This window comes from Pseudomonas sp. CC6-YY-74, from assembly GCF_002025205.1.
Taxonomy (GTDB): Bacteria; Pseudomonadota; Gammaproteobacteria; order Pseudomonadales; family Pseudomonadaceae; genus Aquipseudomonas; species Aquipseudomonas paeninsulae.
This window is the reverse complement of the sequence record NZ_CP019947.1, coordinates 2309306-2330979: the sequence shown is the minus strand read 5'-3', so window position 1 is coordinate 2330979 and position 21674 is coordinate 2309306. Positions and strand designations below refer to the sequence as shown.

The following is a 21674-nucleotide window of genomic DNA, read 5'->3' as shown; positions in this document are numbered from 1 at the left end:
GACGGAAATCCCGACATGACCACTCCTGCAACCCTGAGCCTGAAGAAGATCTACTCGGGCAAAGTCCGCGACCTCTACGAAATCGACGACAAGCGCATGCTGATGGTCGCCACCGACCGCCTCTCGGCCTTCGATGTGATCCTTGCCGAGCCGATCCCGGACAAGGGCAAGATCCTCACCGCGATTTCCAACTTCTGGTTCGCCAAGTTGGCCGGCCTGGTACCCAACCACTTCACCGGCGACAAGGTCGAAGATGTGGTGTCGGCTGCCGAGTTGCCGCTGGTGGAAGGGCGCGCGGTAGTCGCCAAGCGCCTCAAGCCGGTTGCCGTGGAAGCCATCGTGCGCGGCTACATCGCCGGTTCCGGCTGGAAGGAATACCAGAACAGCGGCACCGTTTGCGGCATCCAGCTGCCAGCTGGGTTGCAGGAAGCCTCCAAGCTGCCGCAACCGATTTTCACCCCTTCGACCAAGGCCGCGGTTGGCGACCACGACGAGAACATCTCCTTCGAGCAGTGCGCAACGATCATCGGCGATGAACTGGCCGCCCAGGTGCGTGATACCTCCATCGCCCTGTACAGCGCCGCCGTCGAATACGCTGCCACCCGCGGCATTATCATCGCCGACACCAAGTTCGAATTCGGCCTGGACGAAAACGGCACCCTGACCCTGATGGACGAAGTGCTGACCCCCGACTCCAGCCGCTTCTGGCCAGCGGACAGCTACGTCGAAGGCAAGAACCCGCCGAGCTTCGACAAACAGTTCGTGCGCGACTGGCTGGAGTCCACCGGCTGGAACAAAGAACCCCCGGCCCCGGCCGTCCCGGCCGAGGTCGCGCAGAAGACCGCTGACAAATACCGCGAGGCGCTGACCCGCCTGACCGTCTGATCGACCACTGGGCGGCACAGGAGAGGCGCTGAGGCGTCTCTTTTTCCTGGGGCGCTCGCAGCGCGCTGCGGCGCGCCCCGTAGGAGCGGGCCATGCCCGCGAAATCTTTGCTGCGGCTGCATGCTCGCTCAAGCCGTTTCAGCGCAGTCTGCCAGGCCGCGGCAGAACGCACCTACCCGGCCCGCCAGCGCAAGCATCTGAATGTATGCGAAAAATTCTACCAATTGGGCTTCGCCAAACAGGCTTGTACTGCTATCATGCGCGCCGCCACGGGAAGATGCCGGAGTGGCCGAACGGGACGGATTCGAAATCCGTTGAACTGGCGACAGTTCCTAGGGTTCAAATCCCTATCTTCCCGCCATATCGCACGTCTAAGCCCCCGAAATTCATAGAATTTCGGGGGCTTTTTCGTTTCAGACTGGCCAAGTGTCGATGAGCTGAGTGAGGTCATAGGTCATGCCCTCGGCTGGGCGCTGAGAGGTGGCGTAGATCACTGGGAAACCTCCTGCTTTGCCTGGGCAAAGGTCGCTTCAAGGCGAAGGACGATTTCAGCATTCAGGCTGCGGCGAGCCTCTTTAGCGATTTGCTCTAGCTGGGCATGAAGCTCAGTGGGCATGCGCAGCTTGAATTGCGGGTCTGTGCGGCTCATAGGTTCAACCCCGCAAGGTTAATCAGCCGACAGTGCCCGAGCTTCACGCTGGGGATGGCACCACGCAGAACCCAGGCGTGTACCGTATCCACTGAAACACCCGTCATTTCCGCAAAGGCTTCTTGACTACAGAGGCGTGCAGTCATGCCGTCCACCCCTGCTCTAGGAGCCAGCTACGGAGCAGGGCGCTATTGAGCATGCGGCGCTTGCCGAGCTTGATGGTGGGGATCACCCCTTTATAAGCCCAGGCGCGAGCCGTTCCGCATGAGAGGCCGTTACGCTCAGCCCAGGACTCGACGGTTTCAACGTCCTGTTGGGGGCCAATCAGCTTTGAAGGTTCTAGCTCTTCCAGTTCCATGCTCGTTCCGTCACTATTCGTGTCATTGCAAGACGATTCAGTTTCGCATGATCCGTTTTGGATCAGCTTGAAACGGATCATGCCATGATTGATCCATATTGGATATATCACAAATAGATCATTTGATTATGATAAAAGAGCGGGTTATAGAAATTTTGAAATGCTCAGGGATGCGTCTTCCCGAGCTGGAGGAGCGGACGGGGATAAGTCGCTATACGTGGAATAACCTTAAAAACCCTGCGAGAAATAGAGAAATCAAGGCCGAAGAAATAGAGGCCATAGTTAAGCTTTATCCTCGGTTCGCTCTATGGATTGTGAGTGGTCATGTCGCGCCAGAGTGTGGGCAGACCAGTCCAGAATATGATGAGGCAAATTCAAACTTGACCAATCAAAACGCGGGATAGCGATTACACAAGAGGTGATTAAACGCTGGTACGCCCGAAAGAAAGGACAAGAGCATGAAAGCCGAAAAGAACGACCCGCAATGGTCTGCGTCTTAGAAAGGGAGGCGCACACTCTAAGCATCATTAGTCCGTGTGCAGGACGTGCGGTAGCCGAATCTAGCTAAATTTACTAATAGGGAATTGGTATTCATGAATATCATTGAGAGTATTTATATAAAAGGATTCTGGGGGGATCATGAGGTTTTAATAAAGACCAATGATTCCTACAACTTTATAATTGGGCCGAATGGGTCGGGGAAGTCAACAGCTTTGAAGTTGATGGCTGGTGTGTTGTTGGCAGACAGCGATTATCTATCCTCACTTGATTTTGACTATATAAAAATTGTCCTGAAAGAATACGGGTCTAGGAAAAAGCCTTATATTGAGGTTACCAAAAATAGAGATGCCCCTTTCTTTCATTGCGACTACAAGATATTTGAGACTTCATCGGATAAGCCCTATTCGTATGTGCTGAATGATATTGATGGATATGAGAGCGCTAATAGGCATTCATATTTTATAAGGATGCAATTGGCTGGAAAGGCAGCGGCGGGGAAAACGCTAATTACTCATCTGAGAGAAATGATTTCGTTAACTTGGCTTTCTGTTCAGCGCATAAATAATATTGATAACGAAAGTGTTGCTGATCCATTGGATGTAAGGCTTGAAGACTTCTCCAATAGACTTATCCGCTATTTGTCTGCATTAAGTAAGAAAGTAAATTTACTGCATGAGGATTTTCAAGAGCAAGTGTTTTTGTCTCTCCTCGTTAAGGATGAGGATAAGGAGTTTCCTATACCGGTTGATACAAGACTGGAAAGCGAAAAATCTGCGCTAGTGCAAATATTTTCTGAATTTCGAGTTGATAGAAAAAACTATTTGAAAAAAGTTCAGTCGCACTTCAGTATTTTGGAACGTTTACGTAAAAAAATGGAGCTTGGGGAGACTCTCACTAGTACTGAAATTATGGCCCTTTTTTCACTACACAGAATTGAGAGTACCGTAGATTCTTGGGAGAGCATAACCTCTAATAAAAAGAAACTTCTTGCTCCTAGGGATCTCTTCATTGCTCTATTGAATGAACTCATGCAGAGAAAGACTTTGCATATTAATGAGCGGAATGAAATTGTAATTACGACTTTCTCTGGTAAGGTATTGAAGCCAACACAGCTATCGTCTGGCGAGAAGCAGATTCTGATTATTTTGGGTGAGGCTTTACTACAGGAAGGTAAGACATATATTTATATGGCTGACGAACCAGAGATTTCTCTGCATGTTGCATGGCAGGAATCGCTTGCAAAAAATATAAAGAGCCTAAATCCATCCGCCCAGATAATTTTCGCGACACATTCGCCAGATGTAGTAGGAGAGCATCAGAGTAGCCTCATCAACATGGAGCGCTGCATAAAATGATGTTTTTGAGAAGTAATTCAGGGCTTTCTAATTTTCATGCGTTTTTCGATGTTGACTATTTGATTTATTCAGAAGGCGGGAACCCTTCAAAAGAACCTGCAGAGGGTGATGATGAAACTTGGTCAATTGATTCAATTTTTTGGCGAAGTGTTTTTCGGCGCTTTCTACCTGGCGTTAAAATAAAAATAAAGTCTTTGGGTTCGAAAGAGTGCGTGCGCCCCTATGCAGAAAAAATAGCTGCAAACTTGATTGAGAACTCAATAGCTGTCTTTGATAGAGATTATGATTCATATCGAGGGGAAATAATCGAGCATCCTCATGTTCTCTATACGCATGGATATAGCTGGGAGAATGATGCATGTCGATCAGGGTTTTTAATATCGGTTTTAGGGGCGGCCCACCCAGCCGGGAAAATTACAGAAAAAAGTGTGCGTGAAATTGAGTCACGCTTTGAAGAATTTCTTAGTGAGATTAATAGAATTGTCTATGTTGATCTCTTGTGTGGACTTGTAAAAATAAAGGGTGTGGATCGAAATAATTTCTGGGCTTTGATTGATACTTCAAATCCGGTGGTGTATAGAGTCAAAAGAGAAAAGTTTAGGAATCTTATTGTCGATATTAAAGCAAGAAGAACGGAGCCACTTCGGTATTTTGGTGGGGAGCGAGTTGCACCGGAATCAGACTGTTATGGGAAGATGGTCGCGATGTTTTGTTATCATATTTTTTGTGAATATTATAAGGGTATTACTGGGTGTAAGAATGTTCCTAGGCACTTTGTGGATAAGATGATGGCTGAAGCTATGCAGAGTGCGGATTTCGATGGGGTTCCTCATTTGAAAGAGCATTATGAAACAATGATGGCTCACATATGAGCTCGTAGGATAGTTTGAGTGTAGCGAAAAGGGGGGGCTGACCTCTCACTAATGCAAGGAAGCTAGATATGCACGCCGAAGAAGATGATGTACCAGAATACCTACGCACTAAAAAACAAGGTCCATCGCGAGCGCTAGCAATCGTGGCAATCGGCTCGGTGATTACCAGTGTGTTGATGCTGATTTTTGTTAAGCCAGTCGTGATTGACGTTGCGCAGCTCAAAAAGGCAATCCGCTTTGCCGACCAGCCTGTATTTGATGAGCCTGCCCAGTTTGTAGAGCAAGCCCCCATGCAGCAGCTAATTGCACCGCAGTACAAGCAACAACAGCGGCAGCCAATCGCACCGCAATACACGCAACACAAACCGGAGCCTGCCACCCTCTGGGTACCTCGCGGGAGCACACCCGAGCAAAAGCCGCAGGCGCGCCAAACTTCTTTCAATGATCGGAACTACACACCGAGCAATCCGATTAACATCCTCAACTTTCCAGAAGCGCCCACTCAAGCCGCAAGCGAGCCTGTAAAACAGAAAATGAAGGTTACCGTCATAGGGCAGACAGATCGAAAAGATATCTGCGATATCTTCAAAAGCGGAAGCTTGGAACGAAGAGGATGCAGGCAACAGATAGACCTGAATTATAGAAGTCGAAACTAGCCCGCAGTGTCGATGAAACGTAAAGGATTTATTTATTCTGGATCGAGCGCAAAGAAACAGTTTATGCATGCTGAGCCGGGCGATACCTCAGTGAGTTGGGGTTTCGCTCAGCCAAACAGGAATATCCCTCATCCCGTGGAGTACGCGCCACACGTCAATGTGATCGTCGCGCTCTACATAGAACACCAGGTGCGGATAGCGCTTCAGCGGCCAGCAGTGCAGCCCCGGCAGGTCGAGTTCATGGGCGTAGCGGGTTGAGCCAGCGGATGGATGACGGCCAATGTGGAGGTAGGCCTTTTCCAAGGCATCAATGAAGCCAAGTGCGGCCTGTTCGGTGTCATCGCTCAGGTAGAAGCTGATCGCGTCATCAACATCCTGGCTTGCCAGTGCTCTCGGGATAACCGGTTTCGCCTTCATCCCTGAGCGTTCCGCACCTTGGCGCGTAGCGATTCGAAGTAGTCGCCATCGGCAGGCGCAGTGGGGGCGGATTGCGCTCCAGCCAGAAGCAGGCCCCGCAGATGTTGCCGATCATGATCCTTGCGAATCAGCTCGCGAACGTACTCGCTACTGGTGCTGTAGCCACGTTGGCTAACCTGCTCATCGACAAAGCTTTTCAAGGCTTCGGGTAGTGATATGTTCATGGTGCTCATGACGGAATCCGCCTTTATGGCAAAATTTGGCAAATAAGCTACATCCTACCGCTAATGATCGGGTCGATAAAGTGTCGAAATCACTGTGCCTAATCGACACGGCGGGGAGGGCGGCAGCCCGGTATCGCAGAGGTTTGCGACGACTCGACAGGACAAATACAGAGTTTAAATCCCCGAGTTACCCGCCTCGTTTTATCGACTGCCAAAGGTCGCTATATCGCCACTTCAGGTAGGTCACAAGCAGTCGATCCTTCTGGCGCAGGGCATCGCTCTGTTCGCGCTCCTTGAGCATCTTGTCGATTTCCATATCGAGCCACTGGCCATCAAATGCAGTCCAGACTGAAGGTACTGGGGTTTCGAGATTTGAGTGGCAGACATGGGCTACTTCGGAGAAGAAGATTTGCTCAAGTACTTCAGATTCAAAGCCGCTCACCCGCTTGGCGATATCGGCGTAGTCGATGTCATTGTCGACAAAGGCATCTGACAGCGCCTGACGCATAGGGCTGCGATCCGCCGGGCTCAGAAAATTTCCCAATGAGAGAACTCTGAATCGCCCCTAGTTTCGTAGACACCTACAAGCCTGCCACGACCGCGCAGCACTCAGTCCGTACGGAAGCACCCCACCAACGTGTTCAACTCGCTGGATATTTGCGTCAGCGAGCGTGTGGTGGTTTTGGACACGCTGGACACTTCGCTAATACGACCGGCATCGCTGTGAATATCAGTGATATGGCGGTTGATGTCTTCGGCCACCGCATGTTGTTCCTCGGCCGCGGTGGCAATCTGGGTGTTCATGTCCTTGATCGTCGTGACCGCCTCGTGCACGCCGGCAAATGCCTCTTCCACCTGGGCGGTAAAAGCCACCGACTCGTTTGATTGCACTAGGCTGTGCTGCATCTCCAGGGCCACGCTCTGGCTGCTGGTGACCAGTTTGTTGAGCAAACCGTTGATCTGTTCGGTCGAATCGGAGGTCCGCTTGGCCAAAGCGCGAACTTCATCGGCAACCACGGCAAAACCACGTCCTTGATCACCTGCACGCGCGGCCTCGATGGCGGCATTGAGCGCCAACAGGTTGGTCTGGTCGGCAATAGCGCGAATGGTGTCGAGAATGGCGGTGATGTCTTGGGTATTCTGCTCCAGTTGGCTGATCGACTCAGCGGCCTGACGAATACGCTCACCCAGGCTGCTGACCTGGCTGACCATGAGGCCGATGACTTGCTGCCCTTTATGCGCCTGATCCTGGCCATGCTGAGCGGCTTCAGCGGCGCGATTACAGTTGATGGCCACTTCATTGGCCGTGGCGACCATCTCATGGAACGCAGTAGACACCATGTCCACGGCCATCGACTGGCGTTGCGCTGTAGAGTCGAGCTGGTCGGCCTGTGTACCTATATCCATAGCCTCCCGCTCGACTTGCAGGCTGGCAGCGCGAATCTCCTTGATCAGGTTCTGGATACTGGCGACAAAGCTATTGAAGCCCTTGGCCATTTGCGCCGTTTCATCATTGCCCTTGATCTCCAAGCGTCGCGTCAGGTCGGCGTCGCCGCTGGCTATATCGCGCAAGCCCGCCGAGGTATTGTTGATCGGCGCAATCAGCACTTTGGACAGTGCTACGCCGCACAACCCGAAAGTCACCACCAGAACACCGCCGAGAAGGGTGATTACCCACACCAGATGCCAGGCACCGGCACTGATTTCGCTGCTTTCGATCAGGCCGATATAGGTCCAGCCGAGGGCTTGCGATTTATACACACTGGCGTTGTAGTCTTTGCCATCGAGCTGCACGCTATAAAAACCTGCCGGCTGGCTGGCGAGAAACTTGTACCCATCACCCAGGCTTGCCAATGCTTTAAAGTTGTATGTGGGGTGCATAGGGTCGGCCAATACTGTGCCGTCACTTTCCACCAGTAACAGATAACCATTGTTGCCAAAGCGGATATTCTTGGCCACTTCTGTCAACTTGTTCAGCGAGACGTCCAGAGAGATAACACCTGTTCCGCCATCGGCATCGATAAAGGTCTGCGTGGTGGAAATGATGACGGCGTTATCCTCTTTGAACTCGTAAGCTTGAGTACGAACAGGCTTGCCATTGCCAGTCAGCGCGGCCTTGAACCAAGGTCGTTCGCGCGGATCGTAGTTGGCGCGAATTTCAGACACGGGCCATTGCAGATAATGCCCCTGGCTTGTAGACGCATACACATAGGCGTAACTGGGGTGCGATTTGCCAAACTGCTCGAACAACTCATAGATCGCAACGCCAGCCCCACTGGTAGGGGGGACATTTTCGTTGCCTGCGATGCTTCCATATAGCTGGGAAGGCTGCTGTCGGAGGACTTCAATAGCCGAGTTTGAGTCAATAGCGTGACGTTTTCTGCGGCGCTTTCAAGGAAAAATGAAAATGCATTATCCACTTCCTGAATCTGCTTGACGCTGCTCTGATTGAACAGCGTGCGCTCCCGATCCATGGCCTGTCTGGTGACAAACAGCGTAATAATCAGCACGGGAATCAAGGTCACGGCAATAAAGGCGGCTATCAGTTTGAAGCGAATAGTCATACAAGCCTCTGTTTTATTATTGGTGTCGCCCGGGAGGACTTGCAAACATAAACTATGGGGGAATACCGACGTTTGCCTGAAATCGACCTGAAATTGTATGAATTCGCCCTATCAATGTCGGATCAAGATCCCGGTTGTGTGAAAACGCACAGGCTGGAGATTTCGGCGCCAGTCGTATTCAAATGGCGCAAGCGCTATCAGGAAACTGGCCCCGATGGACTGAACGATCGCCCTCGCCGCGGACATCCACGCAAGCTCGACGAGGCGAAGATTAAGAAAATGCTGACCCTGACGACCTCGCGTGTACCGCGTGAGGCGACCCACTGGAGCTTGCGGCTGATGGCCAACTACGTGGGCGTTAGCGCCGGGCAAGTCGCCCAGGTATGGGCCGCCGGCGATCTCAAGCCCCACCGACTGAAAACCTTCAAGATCAGCAACGACCCACACGTTGCTGGCAAAGTAGCCGATGTGGTTGGGCGGTACCTGAACCCACCTGACAATGCACGGGTGCAGTCAGTTGACGAGAAAACCCAGATCCAGGCGCTGAATCGCACCCATGTTAATTCGCGTGCAAATTTTTCCAGATTTCCGGGGTAAGCAGTGGCCAAACCTCATCATAAAAAGTCGGGACTTATGGAGCGGTTACAGTTGACCACTACAGTGGCTGTTTTTAATGAACAGTGACTTTGAACACTTTCGGGTCGAAGTTAGACAATTTTAGCCGGTGTCGTCGGCAGACAATTCTCCTCAGCAAGCGCCCAACTCCTGCGCTTAGTCAGATGAGGAGGCCGTAGTGGCTATCAGTGTGTTCGACTTGTTCAAGATCGGTATCGGGCCTTCCAGCTCGCATACCGTCGGCCCCATGCGCGCTGCCGCGCTGTTCACTGGGGCGCTGCGTGAGCGTCACCAGCTTGAGCGGGTGCAACGCGTGGAAGTGCGCCTGTATGGCTCGTTGTCGGCTACCGGCATCGGTCACGGCAGCGACACCGCGGTGATCATGGGCCTGATGGGCGACTGGCCGGACCAGATCGACCCGGCGGACATTGCCCCGCGCATTGAAGCACTGCGCAGCAGTGGCACCTTGCAGCTGGATGGCCGTTTACCGATTGCCTTCGACTGGCAGCGCGACATGTTGCTGCTCGAAGAAAACCTGCCCTACCACCCGAATGCCATGACCCTGACGGCCTTCGCGGCCGACGGCAGCGAGCTGAGCAGCGGCACCTATTATTCGGTCGGCGGCGGTTTTGTGGTCGATGCCGAACAGGCGGCCACCGGTCAGCTGGACCAGGATCACACCCTGTTGCCTTACGACTTCTCCAGTGGCGACGAATTGCTGCGCCTGTGCAAGGAGCATGGCCTGCGTGTGTCCGAATTGATGATGGCCAACGAGAAGGCCTGGCGCAGTGAGGCGCAGATCCGCAGCGGCCTGATGCGCCTGTGGCAAGCCATGCGCGACTGTGTCGAACAGGGTCTCAAGCACGAGGGCATTCTGCCTGGCGGGCTCAACGTCAAGCGCCGCGCCGCCAAGCTGCACCGCAGCCTGCAGGAAATGAGCAAGCCCAACGTGATCGGCTCGACCCTCAGCGGCATGGAGTGGGTCAACCTGTTTGCCTTGGCGGTCAACGAGGAGAACGCCGCTGGTGGGCGCATGGTCACCGCGCCAACTAACGGCGCGGCCGGCATCATTCCGGCGGTGCTGCATTATTACGTGCGCTTCAGCCCGGCGGTAAGCGAAGCCGATGTGGTCGATTACCTGTTGGCCGCGGCGGCTGTTGGCATCCTGTGCAAGAAGAACGCTTCGATCTCCGGCGCCGAAGTCGGCTGCCAGGGCGAGGTTGGTTCGGCCTGCGCGATGGCGGCGGCCGGCCTGGCGGAGATTCTCGGTGCCACTCCGGAACAGCTGGAAAACGCCGCCGAGATCGGCCTGGAGCACAACCTCGGATTGACCTGCGATCCGGTTGGCGGGCTGGTTCAGGTGCCGTGCATCGAGCGTAATGCGATCGCCGCGGTGAAGGCGATCAACGCAGCGCAGTTGGCCTTGCGCGGCGACGGTCAGCACTTTATCTCGCTCGACCGGGTGATCCGCACCATGCGCGACACTGGCGCCGATATGCACGACAAATACAAGGAAACCTCGCGCGGTGGCCTGGCGGTCAGCGCCATCGAGTGTTGAGTCGAGCCATCTAGTCCAGTCCAGATCGTATCAATTGATATCCCGCTGCCGGATCATTGCCGGCTAGTAGAGGTGAGCATGTCCAGTTTCGAAGTGTTGAAACAGCCCGCAGAGGTTACTTTGGAAGCGATTGGCTTCTTGCTGGCCGACAATTTCAGTTTTATTGCGCTGGCTACTGTGTTGGAGCCTTTGCGGCGTGCCAATCAGTTTTCTGGGCGGAGCCTCTATCGCTGGCAAACCCTGACTGCGGACGGCCGTCCAGTGCGTGCGAGTAACGGTATGCTGGTATCCCCGGATGGCGTCGCCAATGCTGAGTTGGAGTTGGATGCCTTGATTATTTGTGGCGGTGATGTAGGCCCGTGCGCTTGTAGTCCAGAACAAATTCGCCTGTTGCAGAATCAGGCTGCGCGCGGAGTGCATCTGGGAGCATTAGGATCCGGCAGTTGGGCATTGGCTAATGCAGGACTTCTGAACGGCTATGAGTGCTCTACGAGCTGGGAGCTAAAGGTCGACATGCGCGAGGCTTTTCCCAAGGTATTGCTTAGTTCGCAACAGTTTGCCCTCGATCGCGACCGCTATACCGCGGCGAGTAGCGGAGCAGGGCTGGAGATGATGCTGCAACTTATTGGCCGCAGCCACGGTCCGGCCTTGGTTGGTGCGATCAGTGAGACGTTGGTCCTTGAGCAAGTTCGTAGTGAGCCGACGCTAGGCCATGCATCATTCCTGCACATGCTGGAAAGTACCCCGCCGAAGTTGCAGGAAGTGATAACGCTGATGGAGGCTAATCTTCAGGAGCCCATCGAGCTGGATCAGTTGGCTGGTTTTATTGAGTTGTCGAGACGACAGCTTGAACGGCTGTTTTGCCAGTACATGCGCTGCTCGCCGTCGCGCTACTACTTGAAGCTGCGCCTAATTCTGGCTCGGCAGATGCTCAAGCAGACGGCTTTGCCGGTAGTCGATGTCGCCTTGGGCTGTGGTTTTGTTACCGCGTCGCACTTTTCCAAGTGCTACCACGAGCACTTCGGCGTTGCGCCGAGCCACGAGCGCCGGAGCAAGTCCCCGCGCTGTCGTCTGGCCATGCACTGATCCTGCATCCCTCTCTGCAGCATTGTTTAGGTCCGCACATGCCAGCCGCATGTGCGGACTTTTTTTGGTGCGCCAGGCATGCCGCTGTCTGGCTCACTGTGGTGGTGAGCTGGATGACTTGGCGGTGAAAGTCCTCCACACCCTCGACAAAGGGAAGTGTTAGCTGAACGCAGGGCGTGCGCGGGCTACTGCGAGTCTGAAGGAAGCCGAAGGCAAAATGCTGGCCTGACGAAGACGGCGTCCCCCAGCAAGCGGATTAGGCGACGTAGCGGGGTGAGGTAGCCAAAATTGCCAAAGCTCGATACTTGCACGAAACGTTACGACATCTAGGACGGTTGCCTGAAAACCGGGATGGTGCGGTTTCATGGTGTCGCCACGAAGTACCTGGAGAACTATCTCGGCTGGCGGCGCTGGCTGGAGCGGCATGCCGAGCACCCGTCGCGCAACATGGCTATCGCTGTCGCACTGGGGATTGAACAGCACTTTCAACCATTAACGCAGACATAGCCTTTTTTGCGTCTGATTCGGTGCCCGTGGGCGGTTTTCACGAGCGGTTGCTCGAGCGCCTGTAAGTTATGGGCGGCGCGTACTGTTGAGTAAATTCGAGACTCTCAGCGGCTTGCGCAAGTCCCCCAGCGTGTGCGGTTTGAAGGCTGGCAGAAAGGACGGTCAGGCGTTTTGGGTGACAGTTTTGTGGTCGCGTATGGCCATCTTCGGGTCGGAACTGTACAAAAGTTGAGTGCCGGCATCTGTTCGAATGATTTCAGCCACCTGCCAAATCAGTGTGCCGAGTCACGATAAAACTATAAGAATTCTCGCCATGCACATGTCCAAGACGCTTCGGATTCAGAGCAGCCAGAAAATCAATTCGACGTTTTCGGCCCAGGAATACGCCGCTCGCCAAGTCACGCTGTGCGCCCACGCTGCGGCAGAAAATATTGATGCGGCGATCTTTCCCTCTCACCTCAATGCCACCTATTGCAGCGATTTCGGTATTGCTTCTGCGGCTACGGCCGTGCGTACGGCGCCCCCAGGCTGTCCTGAGGAAACACTATCCGTATGTTGGGATGAACGCGTGTTGCGTTCCGTCGAGTAGAGCCGACTCAGAACATGAGGTTGCAGCTGGCCTGCGCCACGGCATCCGAACCTTGGGCGGTAAATAGGGGCTGTTCGATTTCATCCGCGCCGGCGCTCCAGCGTCTTGGTTTTAAGTCGTGGCGTGGTGGAGCAAGCAAGTGGCAGAGCTAGAAGGACAGAAGCACCTTTCCATCACCGAGGAGAGACAATAATGAAAAATCGCATCGACCTTTCACGACGGACGTTTCTGAAAACCACCGGTATCCTGGCGAGTAGCGCGGCCCTGGCTGGCGTCTTGCCCTTGAGAAGCTTTGCCGCAACGGAAAAAGAACTGGTCATCCTGGCATGGGCCGGACACGCCGAGCAGGATATCGTCGGCGACTTCGAGCGCCAGTTCGGGGTCAAGGTAAAGGCCAAGTACTATACGGGCGGCGACAACATGCTGGGACTGATTTCGCAGTCCCCGCCTGGCACCTTTGACCTGATTCTGTCCGACGCCGAATACGTGCAGCAACTCAACGCCGGCGACTACATCGAGCGGCTCGACCCCGCCGATTACCCTTTCGACGACTTCTTCCCCGAATTCCAGAAATTTCCCGGGCACTGGCAGGACGGCGAACTGTACTCAGTACTGATCCGTTTTGGCTTTCTCGGCATCGCCTACAACACCCAGCTGGTTTCCGAGGCCAAGGTGCGCAGTTATGACGTGTTCTGGGATGAAAGCCTCAAGGGCAAGGTCGGACATTTCGACTGGCACCTGCCGAACCTGGGGCAGATCAGCCTGCTCAACGGCAATTCGCGTCCGTACGATATCAATGAGGCGCACTGGCAGGCCGTCCAGGAGAAAATCATGAGCCTGCGTCCGCAGATCGGCGGTTTCTTCGATTACGGCGGCACCTTCTCATCGCTGAAGAACGGTCAGATCCATGCGATGTGCGGCATCGGCGACTGGATCACCGGTGTCCTGCAGCGTTCCGGCGCGCCGGTTAAGACGGTGGTGCCAGAGGAGGGTGGATTGCAATGGACCGAGTCCTACTGCATTGCCAAGAACGCGCACAGTCCCGAGCTGGCGAAGAAGTTCATCCAGTACATCACTGCGCCGGAAGGCCAGGTCAAGTCGGCGAAGATGGTCGCCTACCCTGCGCTGATTCCGAGCAAGAAGGGCTGGGAACTGCTGAATAAGGTCGATCCCGTCGAAGCTCAGCGCCAGAGTATGGTGCTCGGCCAGCGCAACGTCATGGATGATATCCGCGACGGTCGCATCCAGTACCGCGAGCTCCCGATTCAGCAGAGCCTGGAGCAGTGGAACGACTTCTGGTCGGAATACAAGGGTGCCTGACGATAAGCGGCGGGGTGGTCGTAATGGCTTCAAGCAATAGACATGACCCGACGCCAGGCGCTTCTGGCATGAGCGGCGCGAAGCCGCTCATGCCAGCCGGTGTCGGCAAGAAAACCTTCCGCCTGCCCTGGTACGGCCTCAGTCTGTCGATGCCGATCCTGGTCTGGCAGCTGATTTTCTTCGTCTTTCCACTGGCGTTCCTGGTGGCGATCAGCTTCTGGATCGTGCGCAACTATCGGATGGTGCCGACGTTCGAGTGGCTGAACTGGAGCTACATGCTCAGTCGTGGGTTCTTCTGGGACGCCTATCTACACACGCTCGGCATGGCGGCGGGGGCCACTGTGCTGGTGAGCTTGGTGGCCTTCCCCTGCGCCTATACGATCGCCTTCAAGTTCCGCGAATCGCTCAAGCAACTGATCGTGCTGCTGCTGGTCACGCCGTTCTTCACCAGCTACCTGGTGCGCACCTATTCATGGCAGGTATTCCTTAGCGACAACGGCATCCTTAACGCGGCGTTCGGCCAGCTCGGGCTGGGGCCGTTTCCGATGCTGAACTCCACGTTCGGCACTTATGTCGGCTACTTCACACTGTGCCTGCCGCTGGTGGTGCTGCTGCAGTTGTTCAGTCTGATGTACATCGACCGCTCGTTGATCGAGGCGGCGCACAACCTCGGCTGTGGGCGCGTGCGAACGGTGTTCCAGGTGGTGGTGCCGTCGGCGCGGATCGGTATCGTCGTCGCGGCGCTGTTCTGCTTCATCCTGACCTTCGGTGACTTCGTCAGCCCGCTCTACCTGGGCGGTGGCCAGCCGCCGACCTTGAGCACGCTGATTACCGACACCACCAAGTCAGGACAGCAATGGCCACGCGCGGCGGTGATCGCCACGATGATGATTGTGACGCTGCTGATCACGGCCTTCGCTTCGATCGGCTTCGCCTACCGGAGACGCGCATGAACGAGCATCGTCTGATCAACTTCTTGCTGCGCAGTTACGTCGTGCTGGTGTTCATCTTCATCTTTACGCCGATCGCCGGCAGCTTTGTCTTTTCGTTCAACGTCGACCGTTTTCCGTCCTTGCCATTGGGTGGCTTCAGTCTGCGCTGGTACGAGGCCATCGCCGCCGATCCATCGGTGTGGGAGGCGTTCAGGAACAGCCTGATTGTGGGGGTGGTGGTGTCGTTGGTGTCGACCCTGCTGGGGTTCACGGCGGCCTATACCGATTTCCGCTATCACTTCTTCGGCAAGTCACTCTACATGGCGCTGGCGCTGCTGCCGCCGACCATTCCAGTGGTGATCATGGGGCTGGCGATGCTGGCATTCTTGTCGCGGGTCGGCCTCTCCGGTGATCTGCATTCGGTAATGATCAGTCACATCGTGATGTGTACGCCGTTCGCCATGGCGGTCATCCGCATGCGCTTGGCGCAGATGGACGCAAACATCGAGGCGGCGGCGTGGAACCTCGGCGCCAGTCAATGGAAGGCCATGCGCCATGTGATCCTGCCGTTCGCAGCACCGAGCATCTTCTCCGCGCTGTTCGTGACCATGGCCGTTTCCTTCGATGAGTTCGCCGTCGCCTGGTTCGTCTCGGGGCTCAATGAGACGGTGCCAGTGCGCATCCTCAACACATTGCAAGGGCAGGTGAGCCCGACCATCAACGCGATCGGCACTATCGTCTTCATCACCACCATGACCCTGGTGGTCGTCGCCCAGCTGTTGCTGATGCGCCGGCAGAAGCCGACGGACGCCTGACCGCCTCCCGCCAAACACCCGAATCCGAAGGATTTCAGCCATGACTCAACCGCTGGTGGTATTTGACAACGTGGTCAAGCACTTCGGCAGCTTCCAAGCCGTCGAATGCATGAATCTGGAGATCTACGAGGGCGAGTTTGTCGCGATCATGGGCTCCAGCGGCTGTGGCAAGACGACGACGCTGCGCATGCTCGCGGGCCTGGAAAAGCCGAGCGATGGCGAGATACGCCTGAAGGGCGAGCGGATCAATGACCTCTACTCCTGGGAGCGGGAGACTCCGCTGGTCTGGCAGAACCTGGCGCTGTTCCCGTTTCTCAACGTGGTCGAGAACGTCGAGTTCGGCCTGAAGATGCGCGGCATGGCCAAGGCCGAGCGGCGCAAGAAGGCGTTGCATTGGCTCGGGCGGCTGGACCTGGAAGAGTTCGCCGAGCGCGACATTAGCCAGCTCTCCGGCGGCCAGAAGCAACGCGTAGCGCTGGCCCGTTCGCTGGTTACCGAACCACCGATCCTGCTGCTCGACGAGCCGTTGAGCGCCCTCGATGCCAACCTGAGCGTGCGCATGCAGAGCGTGCTGACCGGGCTGCAGAAGGATCTTGGCATCACCTTCGTCTACGTCACCCACAGTCAGTCCGAAGCCTTCGCCATGGCCGATCGCGTGGTGATCATGAGTCGGGGGCGGGTCGAGCAGATCGGCTCGCCGCAGGAGGTCTTCCGCGAGCCGCACAACCGCTTTGTCGCCGAGTTCGTCGGCGGTAAGAACATCCTCACCGGGAGCGTCACGGGTTTCGACGATGCGGGCCTGGTTAGTTTCAGCACGGAGCACGGCGAGTTTCAGGCGCGGCTGCCGGACGGCAAAACGGTTGTCCCTGGCGATCAGGTCACTGTTTGCCTGAGCGCCGAACATGTAGACCTCTGCGCACAGCCGAGCCGGCCCAACCGACTGGCTTGTTCCGTGGTGGGTGAGGAGTTCATCGGCTCCATGGTCAACATCCATCTCGAGGCCGAGGGTGGGCTCGAGCTGCAGGTGCAGAAAATGCACGCCGATTACGACCAGCTCGGTATACGCAGTGGCCAGCAGCTTTTTGCCGAGTGGGATGGCGAGTGTGCGCTGATCCTGCGGGGTGAATGAGCATCGACTGCCACGCAGACCAGAGCCCCTCGCCGGTCTGACGTTTAACTAAGGCCCACTCCGGAGTCCTTCCTGGCGGGCTCCGCACGAGCCCAGGCTAAACCGCAAGGCATGCCGGCCGCAGCAAGCTGGGCGCCGCGCTGTTTGTTTGGCGCTATCCCGTTTGAGGTGATTTCAGCGTGCGTGAGAGCACGCCCACTGCATGGACCATCATCCACTGCAGCGGCGTCGCCCCGTACGTTGCCTGCTTATGGCGCGCTTGGTCGTTGCTGAGCAAGTTCCTGGCGCGGCTCTTCGTTGTGGTGTGGAGCATTGCTGGCGGCCTCATGGGCCTTGCGTATTGGCGTGCCGTAGGCGCTGGCAGCCAGATCGCCCAGGCGACTTAGGCGGCAGACTGGGGGAGCGGAAATGACCAACTTCGGGTCGGAAACGTACAAAAACGGGGTGAGTGCATCTGTTGCAATGCATTCCAACGGCTAACCAAGCAGGTGGGCCGAGTCACTGGAAAACAACAAGGGTTCTCGCCATGCAAATGCCCCAAACGCTCCGAATTCAAAACGGCCAGAAAGTTAAGTCGACTTTCTCGGCACAGGAATACGCCACTCGCCAGGCCAAGCTGCGCGCCCACATGGCCGCAGAAAATATTGATGCGGCGATCTTCACCTCGTACCACAACGTCAACTATTACACCGACTTCGTCTACTGCTCGTTCGGTCGTCCCTATGCCGTGGTAGTGACCCACGACGCGGTCGTGACCATCACTGCCAACATCGACGGTGGCCAGCCGTGGCGCCGTACCGTCGGCACCGACAACATCGTTTACTCCGACTGGCAGCGCGATAACTTCTTCGTCGCCATCCAGCAGGCTGCGCCTAAAGCCGGGCGTATCGGTATCGAGTTCGACCACCTGAACCTGCAGAACCGCGACAAGCTGGCTGCGCGCTATCCGTCCGCCCAACTGGTCGACGTCGCCGCTCCTTGCATGAAGATGCGCCTGGTCAAGTCCGCCGAAGAGCACACCATCATTCGTCACGGCGCACGTATTGCCGACATCGGTGGTGCAGCAGTGATTGAAGCACTGCGTGACCAAGTGCCGGAATACGAAGTCGCCTTGCACGCCACTCAGGCGATGGTTCGTGAAATTGCGCGCACCTTCCCCGAAGGCGAGCTGATGGACACCTGGACCTGGTTCCAGTCCGGCATCAACACCGACGGCGCGCACAACCCGGTGACCAGCCGCAAGGTCAACAAGGGCGACATCCTCAGCCTGAACTGCTTCCCGATGATCGCTGGCTACTACACCGCGCTGGAACGCACCCTGTTCCTCGACCATTGCTCCGACGAGCACCTGCGTCTGTGGGAAGTCAACGTCGAAGTGCACGAGGCCGGTCTCAAGCTGATCAAGCCGGGCATGCGCTGCAGCGATATCGCCCTCGAGCTGAACGAGATCTTCCTGCAGCACGACCTGCTGCAGTACCGCACCTTCGGCTACGGCCACTCGTTCGGTACCCTCAGCCACTACTACGGTCGCGAGGCCGGCCTGGAGCTGCGTGAAGACATCGACACAGTGCTCGAGCCAGGCATGGTGGTTTCCATCGAGCCGATGATCATGCTGCCGGAAGGGCGTCCGGGCGCGGGCGGTTACCGCGAGCACGACATCCTGATCGTCAATGAGCAGGGTGCGGAGAACATCACCAAGTTCCCGTACGGCCCAGAGCACAACATCATTCGCAAGTAATGCCAGACCGCAGCGTAGCGGGGGAGAACCACCGCTGCGCTGCGGCCATTGTCTCGCACCTAGGCCATCAAGCCAGGAGGCAACAGCGTGAATACAGGTGGCAATTTGTTTCGCTGGCTATTCGCTTCCAGCCCTTGGGGCGTATGCGCTCGCGCATGCCGGCGGTGTTGTTCGTCGATACTATCTACCTGGCATACCATGCTGCCGGATGAGGCAGTCGCACTCCTTCAGTTTCCTCCGCACCTTGGTCAGAGACCTGATCTCTGTGGCGGACAGATGGCGCAGCAACGATCCTGCACAATGGCGGATTTGTTAGAGGACAGAAGCAATGAATAAAAGTGTCTTTGTAGGCGAGCTCACATGGAAGGAGTACGAAGCCTCGATTGCCGGTGGTGAGCGGGTGTTGTTCCTGCCGGTCGGCGCGCTTGAACAGCACGGCCATCACATGTGCATGGACGTGGATGTGCTGCTGCCCACGGCTGTTAGCCAGCGGGTGGCTCAGCGCATCGATGCGCTGGTGTTGCCAGCCTTGCATTACGGTTACAAGTCGCAGCAAAAGTCCGGTGGGGGCAACCACTTTCCCGGTACCACCAGCCTGGACGGGGCCACACTGACCCACAGCGTTCTGGACATCATTCGCGAATTGGCACGTCACGGCGTGCGCCGGCTGGTGCTGATGAACGGACACTACGAGAACTCGATGTTCATCGTCGAGGGTATCGATCTGGCATTGCGCGAACTGCGCTATGCAGGCATCAACGACTTCCGGGTAGTGGTGCTGTCCTACTGGGACTTCATCAAAGATCCAGACGTGATCGCACAACTCTACCCCGACGGTTTTCTCGGCTGGGATATCGAGCATGGGGGGGTATTTGAAACCTCGCTTATGTTGGCGCTCTACCCTGAGCGAGTCGACATGGCGCGGGTCGTCGATCACCCGCCAGCAAGCTTCCCGCCCTATGACGTCTTCCCCATTATTCCCGAACGCACGCCGGCCCCCGGCACCTTGTCTTCCGCTGTCGGCGCCAGCCGCGAGAAGGGCGAGTTGATTCTTCGAGTTTGCGTGGAGGGTATTGCTAGCGCCGTCGAGGAAGTATTCAACCCGCCCGCCTAAGCACTGCCCGCGTGATGCAGTGTTTTGCCCAATGATTCTGACAAATATAAGAATGATCGAGAGGCTAACAATATGAGTACGGAACAGAGCGCGCTGCCTGCCGCGTCAATTCTCGCAGGGGGGCCACATGAATCACGTGTGGCTATCTCCCAGAGTACCTGGCTCAAGGGTCTGAACCCGGTGGTAACGCTGGGTTCGCTGTTGGTGATCGCCGGTGTGATGCTGGGTCTACTGATGTATCAGGAGCAAGCCGCTGCGCTGTTCGACCAAGTGCGCAGTGGTATCACCTATGCGTTCAGCTGGTATTACGTGCTGATCGCCGCGTTGTTTCTCTTCTTCAACGGCTGGTTGGCCTTTAGCCGCTTCGGTCGCATCCGTCTGGGACGCGATGATGAACGACCAGAGTTCGGTTTCTTTTCCTGGTTCGCCATGGTGTTTTCCGCAGGCCAGGGTATCGGCCTGATCTTCTGGAGTATCGCAGAGCCGATGTTCCATATGCAGGGGAACCCCTTCAGCAGCTCTGCCATGAGCGCTGAAGCGGCGGAAACCGCGATGCGCATCACCTTCTTCCACTGGGGCCTGCATGCCTGGTCGATCTACTGCATCGTCGCCCTGGCGTTGGCTTATGCCGCCTTTCGCAAGGGCCTGCCGCTAACCATCCGCTCTACCTTGCGCCCTCTGTTCGGTCGCGCCATGGATGGCCCGTGGGGGCATGCAGTGGATATTTTGGCGATCATGGCGACCATCTTTGGCGTGGCCACTTCGCTGGGTTTGGGTGCGCAGCAGATCAATGCCGGTCTGAATCGCCTGCTCGGCGTGGAAAGCTCGGTGCTGGTGCAGCTGGGGTTGATCGCAGTGATTACGGCGGTCGCGGTGTTCTCTGCGGTGTCCGGGGTCAATCGCGGAGTGAAGAAGCTCAGCGAGCTGAACATCATATTGACCATCGCCCTGATAGTGTTCTTCTTCATCTGGGGGCCGAGCCGCTACATCATCATGTCGCTGGTCGATGCCACGGGCGATTATCTGGCGAACGTCATCGAAATGAGCTTCTGGACCGACGCCAGCAAGCAGGATCCGTCCGCCTGGGAAGGTTGGAAGTCCAGCTGGCAGGGCTGGTGGACCGTGTTCTATTGGGGCTGGTGGTTGTCGTGGGCGCCCTTTGTCGGCGTGTTTATCGCACGAGTATCCCGTGGTCGCACCATCCGTGAGTTCATTCTGGGCGTGATCTTGGTGCCCACAGTGTTGACCTTCATCTGGATCGCCGCCTTCGGTGGTACCGCCGTGAGTAACGAGTTGTTCGGCGAGGCAGGCATCTCCGTGGCTGTGACCAAGGATGTCGCCAGCGCCTTCTTCGTGACGGTTGACTCCATGAACCTCGGCGGCCTTGGCACCGTGGCGCTGTGGTTGGGCACCCTGCTGGTGGCCACCTACTTCATCACCTCGGCCGACTCCGCGACCTTGGTACTGACCACCATCATGTCCCATGGTGCTATCCACCCAGCCAAGCGTCACCGGATATTTTGGGGCGGGATGCAGGGCGTAGTCGCCGGCGTGCTGCTGGTTGTCGGTGGCGCAGCTTCCTTGGCCACCTTGCAGACGGCGGCCATCGCCAGTGCCTTGCCATTCTCTTTCATCATGCTGCTGATGTGCCTGAGCTTGATCAAGGCGCTGCATGAAGAAGCGCCGGTGGAACTGGGCGCTGTACGGGCAGAGGCACCGGCTTCAGTTTGAAGTACCGCCGGCCGCCAGCTAGGGCGGCCGGCACACCCTCAGTCACCAGTCAAAAAACT

The 21674-nt window shown here is 56.3% G+C and carries 21 protein-coding genes, 1 tRNA gene and 4 pseudogenes; 18 read left to right on the top strand and 8 right to left on the bottom strand.

What is annotated here, in order from left to right; translation table 11 throughout:
• The first annotated feature begins 15 nt into the window (after nucleotides 1–15).
• Both B2D37_RS10650 and B2D37_RS10645 read left to right on the top strand, forming a co-directional pair.
• Nucleotides 16–885, top strand: coding sequence for a phosphoribosylaminoimidazolesuccinocarboxamide synthase (locus B2D37_RS10650; RefSeq protein ID WP_079202654.1), 870 nt, complete (start codon nucleotides 16–18; stop codon nucleotides 883–885).
• Between the two features lie 271 nt (nucleotides 886–1156).
• Nucleotides 1157–1246, top strand: a tRNA-Ser gene (locus B2D37_RS10645).
• 129 nt (nucleotides 1247–1375) lie between these two features.
• Here B2D37_RS10645 and B2D37_RS10640 read toward each other — a convergent pair.
• Genes B2D37_RS10640 through B2D37_RS10635 form a run of 3 tightly spaced genes read right to left on the bottom strand, consistent with a single transcriptional unit; the run spans nucleotide 1376 to nucleotide 1892 of the window.
• A complete protein-coding gene (locus B2D37_RS10640; RefSeq protein WP_079202653.1) occupies nucleotides 1376–1534 on the bottom strand; it encodes an Arc family DNA-binding protein in 159 nt (52 codons plus the stop codon).
• Nucleotides 1531–1641, bottom strand: coding sequence for a hypothetical protein (locus B2D37_RS23660; RefSeq protein ID WP_371915450.1), 111 nt, complete (start codon nucleotides 1639–1641; stop codon nucleotides 1531–1533). Before B2D37_RS23660 ends, B2D37_RS10640 begins: the two co-directional genes overlap by 4 nt.
• A gap of 35 nt (nucleotides 1642–1676) precedes the next feature.
• On the bottom strand, nucleotides 1677–1892 hold the full coding sequence (locus tag B2D37_RS10635) for a DNA-binding protein (protein WP_079204962.1): 216 nt from the start codon (nucleotides 1890–1892) through the stop codon (nucleotides 1677–1679).
• Nucleotides 1893–2020: 128 nt separating this feature from the next.
• Between B2D37_RS10635 and B2D37_RS23655 the strand changes: the two genes are divergently transcribed.
• The 4 genes from B2D37_RS23655 to B2D37_RS10615 all read left to right on the top strand — a co-directional run bounded on the left by B2D37_RS23655 (nucleotide 2021) and on the right by B2D37_RS10615 (nucleotide 5276).
• Nucleotides 2021–2296, top strand: a complete 276-nt coding sequence (locus B2D37_RS23655; RefSeq protein WP_079202652.1) for a helix-turn-helix transcriptional regulator — start codon at nucleotides 2021–2023, stop codon at nucleotides 2294–2296.
• A 189-nt stretch (nucleotides 2297–2485) separates the two neighbouring features.
• Nucleotides 2486–3748: an AAA family ATPase gene (locus B2D37_RS10625; RefSeq protein ID WP_079202651.1), complete on the top strand. Its 1263-nt coding sequence runs from the start codon at nucleotides 2486–2488 to the stop codon at nucleotides 3746–3748.
• Nucleotides 3745–4620 carry a DUF4435 domain-containing protein gene (locus B2D37_RS10620; RefSeq protein WP_079202650.1) on the top strand — a complete coding sequence of 292 codons (876 nt, stop codon included), beginning with the start codon at nucleotides 3745–3747 and terminating at the stop codon, nucleotides 4618–4620. The genes B2D37_RS10625 and B2D37_RS10620 overlap by 4 nt, the downstream gene beginning before the upstream one ends.
• Nucleotides 4621–4688: 68 nt before the next feature.
• Nucleotides 4689–5276 carry a hypothetical protein gene (locus tag B2D37_RS10615; protein WP_079202649.1) on the top strand — a complete coding sequence of 196 codons (588 nt, stop codon included), beginning with the start codon at nucleotides 4689–4691 and terminating at the stop codon, nucleotides 5274–5276.
• Between the two features lie 87 nt (nucleotides 5277–5363).
• Here the strand turns inward: B2D37_RS10615 and B2D37_RS10610 are convergent, their stop codons facing one another.
• From B2D37_RS10610 to B2D37_RS24160, 5 genes and pseudogenes are all read right to left on the bottom strand, one after another.
• Nucleotides 5364–5693: a type II toxin-antitoxin system RelE/ParE family toxin gene (locus B2D37_RS10610; protein WP_079202648.1), complete on the bottom strand. Its 330-nt coding sequence runs from the start codon at nucleotides 5691–5693 to the stop codon at nucleotides 5364–5366.
• Nucleotides 5690–5926 (bottom strand): type II toxin-antitoxin system ParD family antitoxin, encoded by a 237-nt coding sequence (locus tag B2D37_RS10605; RefSeq protein WP_079202647.1) that lies wholly within the window; start codon nucleotides 5924–5926, stop codon nucleotides 5690–5692. Before B2D37_RS10605 ends, B2D37_RS10610 begins: the two co-directional genes overlap by 4 nt.
• 178 nt (nucleotides 5927–6104) lie before the next feature.
• Nucleotides 6105–6425, bottom strand: a complete 321-nt coding sequence (locus tag B2D37_RS10600) for a hypothetical protein (protein ID WP_079202646.1) — start codon at nucleotides 6423–6425, stop codon at nucleotides 6105–6107.
• 223 nt (nucleotides 6426–6648) lie between these two features.
• Nucleotides 6649–7258: pseudogene (locus tag B2D37_RS24165) on the bottom strand (methyl-accepting chemotaxis protein); the annotation flags it as partial.
• Nucleotides 7259–7387: 129 nt separating this feature from the next.
• A pseudogene (locus B2D37_RS24160) lies at nucleotides 7388–8167 on the bottom strand (sensor histidine kinase); the annotation flags it as partial.
• A gap of 464 nt (nucleotides 8168–8631) precedes the next feature.
• Between B2D37_RS24160 and B2D37_RS10590 the strand changes: the two are divergent.
• The 12 genes and pseudogenes from B2D37_RS10590 to B2D37_RS10540 form a co-directional block, all read left to right on the top strand.
• A pseudogene (locus tag B2D37_RS10590) lies at nucleotides 8632–9036 on the top strand (helix-turn-helix domain-containing protein); the annotation flags it as partial.
• Between the two features lie 238 nt (nucleotides 9037–9274).
• On the top strand, nucleotides 9275–10654 hold the full coding sequence (locus B2D37_RS10585; RefSeq protein WP_079202644.1) for an L-serine ammonia-lyase: 1380 nt from the start codon (nucleotides 9275–9277) through the stop codon (nucleotides 10652–10654).
• Nucleotides 10655–10732: 78 nt separating this feature from the next.
• A complete protein-coding gene (locus B2D37_RS10580; RefSeq protein ID WP_079202643.1) occupies nucleotides 10733–11740 on the top strand; it encodes a GlxA family transcriptional regulator in 1008 nt (335 codons plus the stop codon).
• Nucleotides 11741–12070: 330 nt separating this feature from the next.
• Nucleotides 12071–12247, top strand: a pseudogene (locus B2D37_RS23645) (IS1595 family transposase); the annotation flags it as partial.
• Between the two features lie 313 nt (nucleotides 12248–12560).
• Complete coding sequence (locus B2D37_RS23095) at nucleotides 12561–12836, top strand: hypothetical protein (protein ID WP_154067076.1); 276 nt, start codon at nucleotides 12561–12563, stop codon at nucleotides 12834–12836.
• A gap of 192 nt (nucleotides 12837–13028) precedes the next feature.
• Nucleotides 13029–14156, top strand: coding sequence for an extracellular solute-binding protein (locus B2D37_RS10575; protein ID WP_079202642.1), 1128 nt, complete (start codon nucleotides 13029–13031; stop codon nucleotides 14154–14156).
• Between the two features lie 68 nt (nucleotides 14157–14224).
• A complete protein-coding gene (locus B2D37_RS10570; RefSeq protein ID WP_256573170.1) occupies nucleotides 14225–15109 on the top strand; it encodes an ABC transporter permease in 885 nt (294 codons plus the stop codon).
• Nucleotides 15106–15903, top strand: a complete 798-nt coding sequence (locus B2D37_RS10565; RefSeq protein WP_079202641.1) for an ABC transporter permease — start codon at nucleotides 15106–15108, stop codon at nucleotides 15901–15903. Before B2D37_RS10570 ends, B2D37_RS10565 begins: the two co-directional genes overlap by 4 nt.
• Before the next feature lie 40 nt (nucleotides 15904–15943).
• Complete coding sequence (locus tag B2D37_RS10560; RefSeq protein ID WP_079202640.1) at nucleotides 15944–17032, top strand: ABC transporter ATP-binding protein; 1089 nt, start codon at nucleotides 15944–15946, stop codon at nucleotides 17030–17032.
• 526 nt (nucleotides 17033–17558) lie between these two features.
• Complete coding sequence (locus B2D37_RS10550) at nucleotides 17559–18770, top strand: M24 family metallopeptidase (protein ID WP_079202638.1); 1212 nt, start codon at nucleotides 17559–17561, stop codon at nucleotides 18768–18770.
• Between the two features lie 328 nt (nucleotides 18771–19098).
• Nucleotides 19099–19884 (top strand): creatininase, encoded by a 786-nt coding sequence (locus B2D37_RS10545; RefSeq protein WP_079202637.1) that lies wholly within the window; start codon nucleotides 19099–19101, stop codon nucleotides 19882–19884.
• A gap of 138 nt (nucleotides 19885–20022) precedes the next feature.
• Nucleotides 20023–21615 carry a BCCT family transporter gene (locus B2D37_RS10540; protein WP_218190384.1) on the top strand — a complete coding sequence of 531 codons (1593 nt, stop codon included), beginning with the start codon at nucleotides 20023–20025 and terminating at the stop codon, nucleotides 21613–21615.
• The last annotated feature ends 59 nt before the right edge of the window (nucleotides 21616–21674 follow it).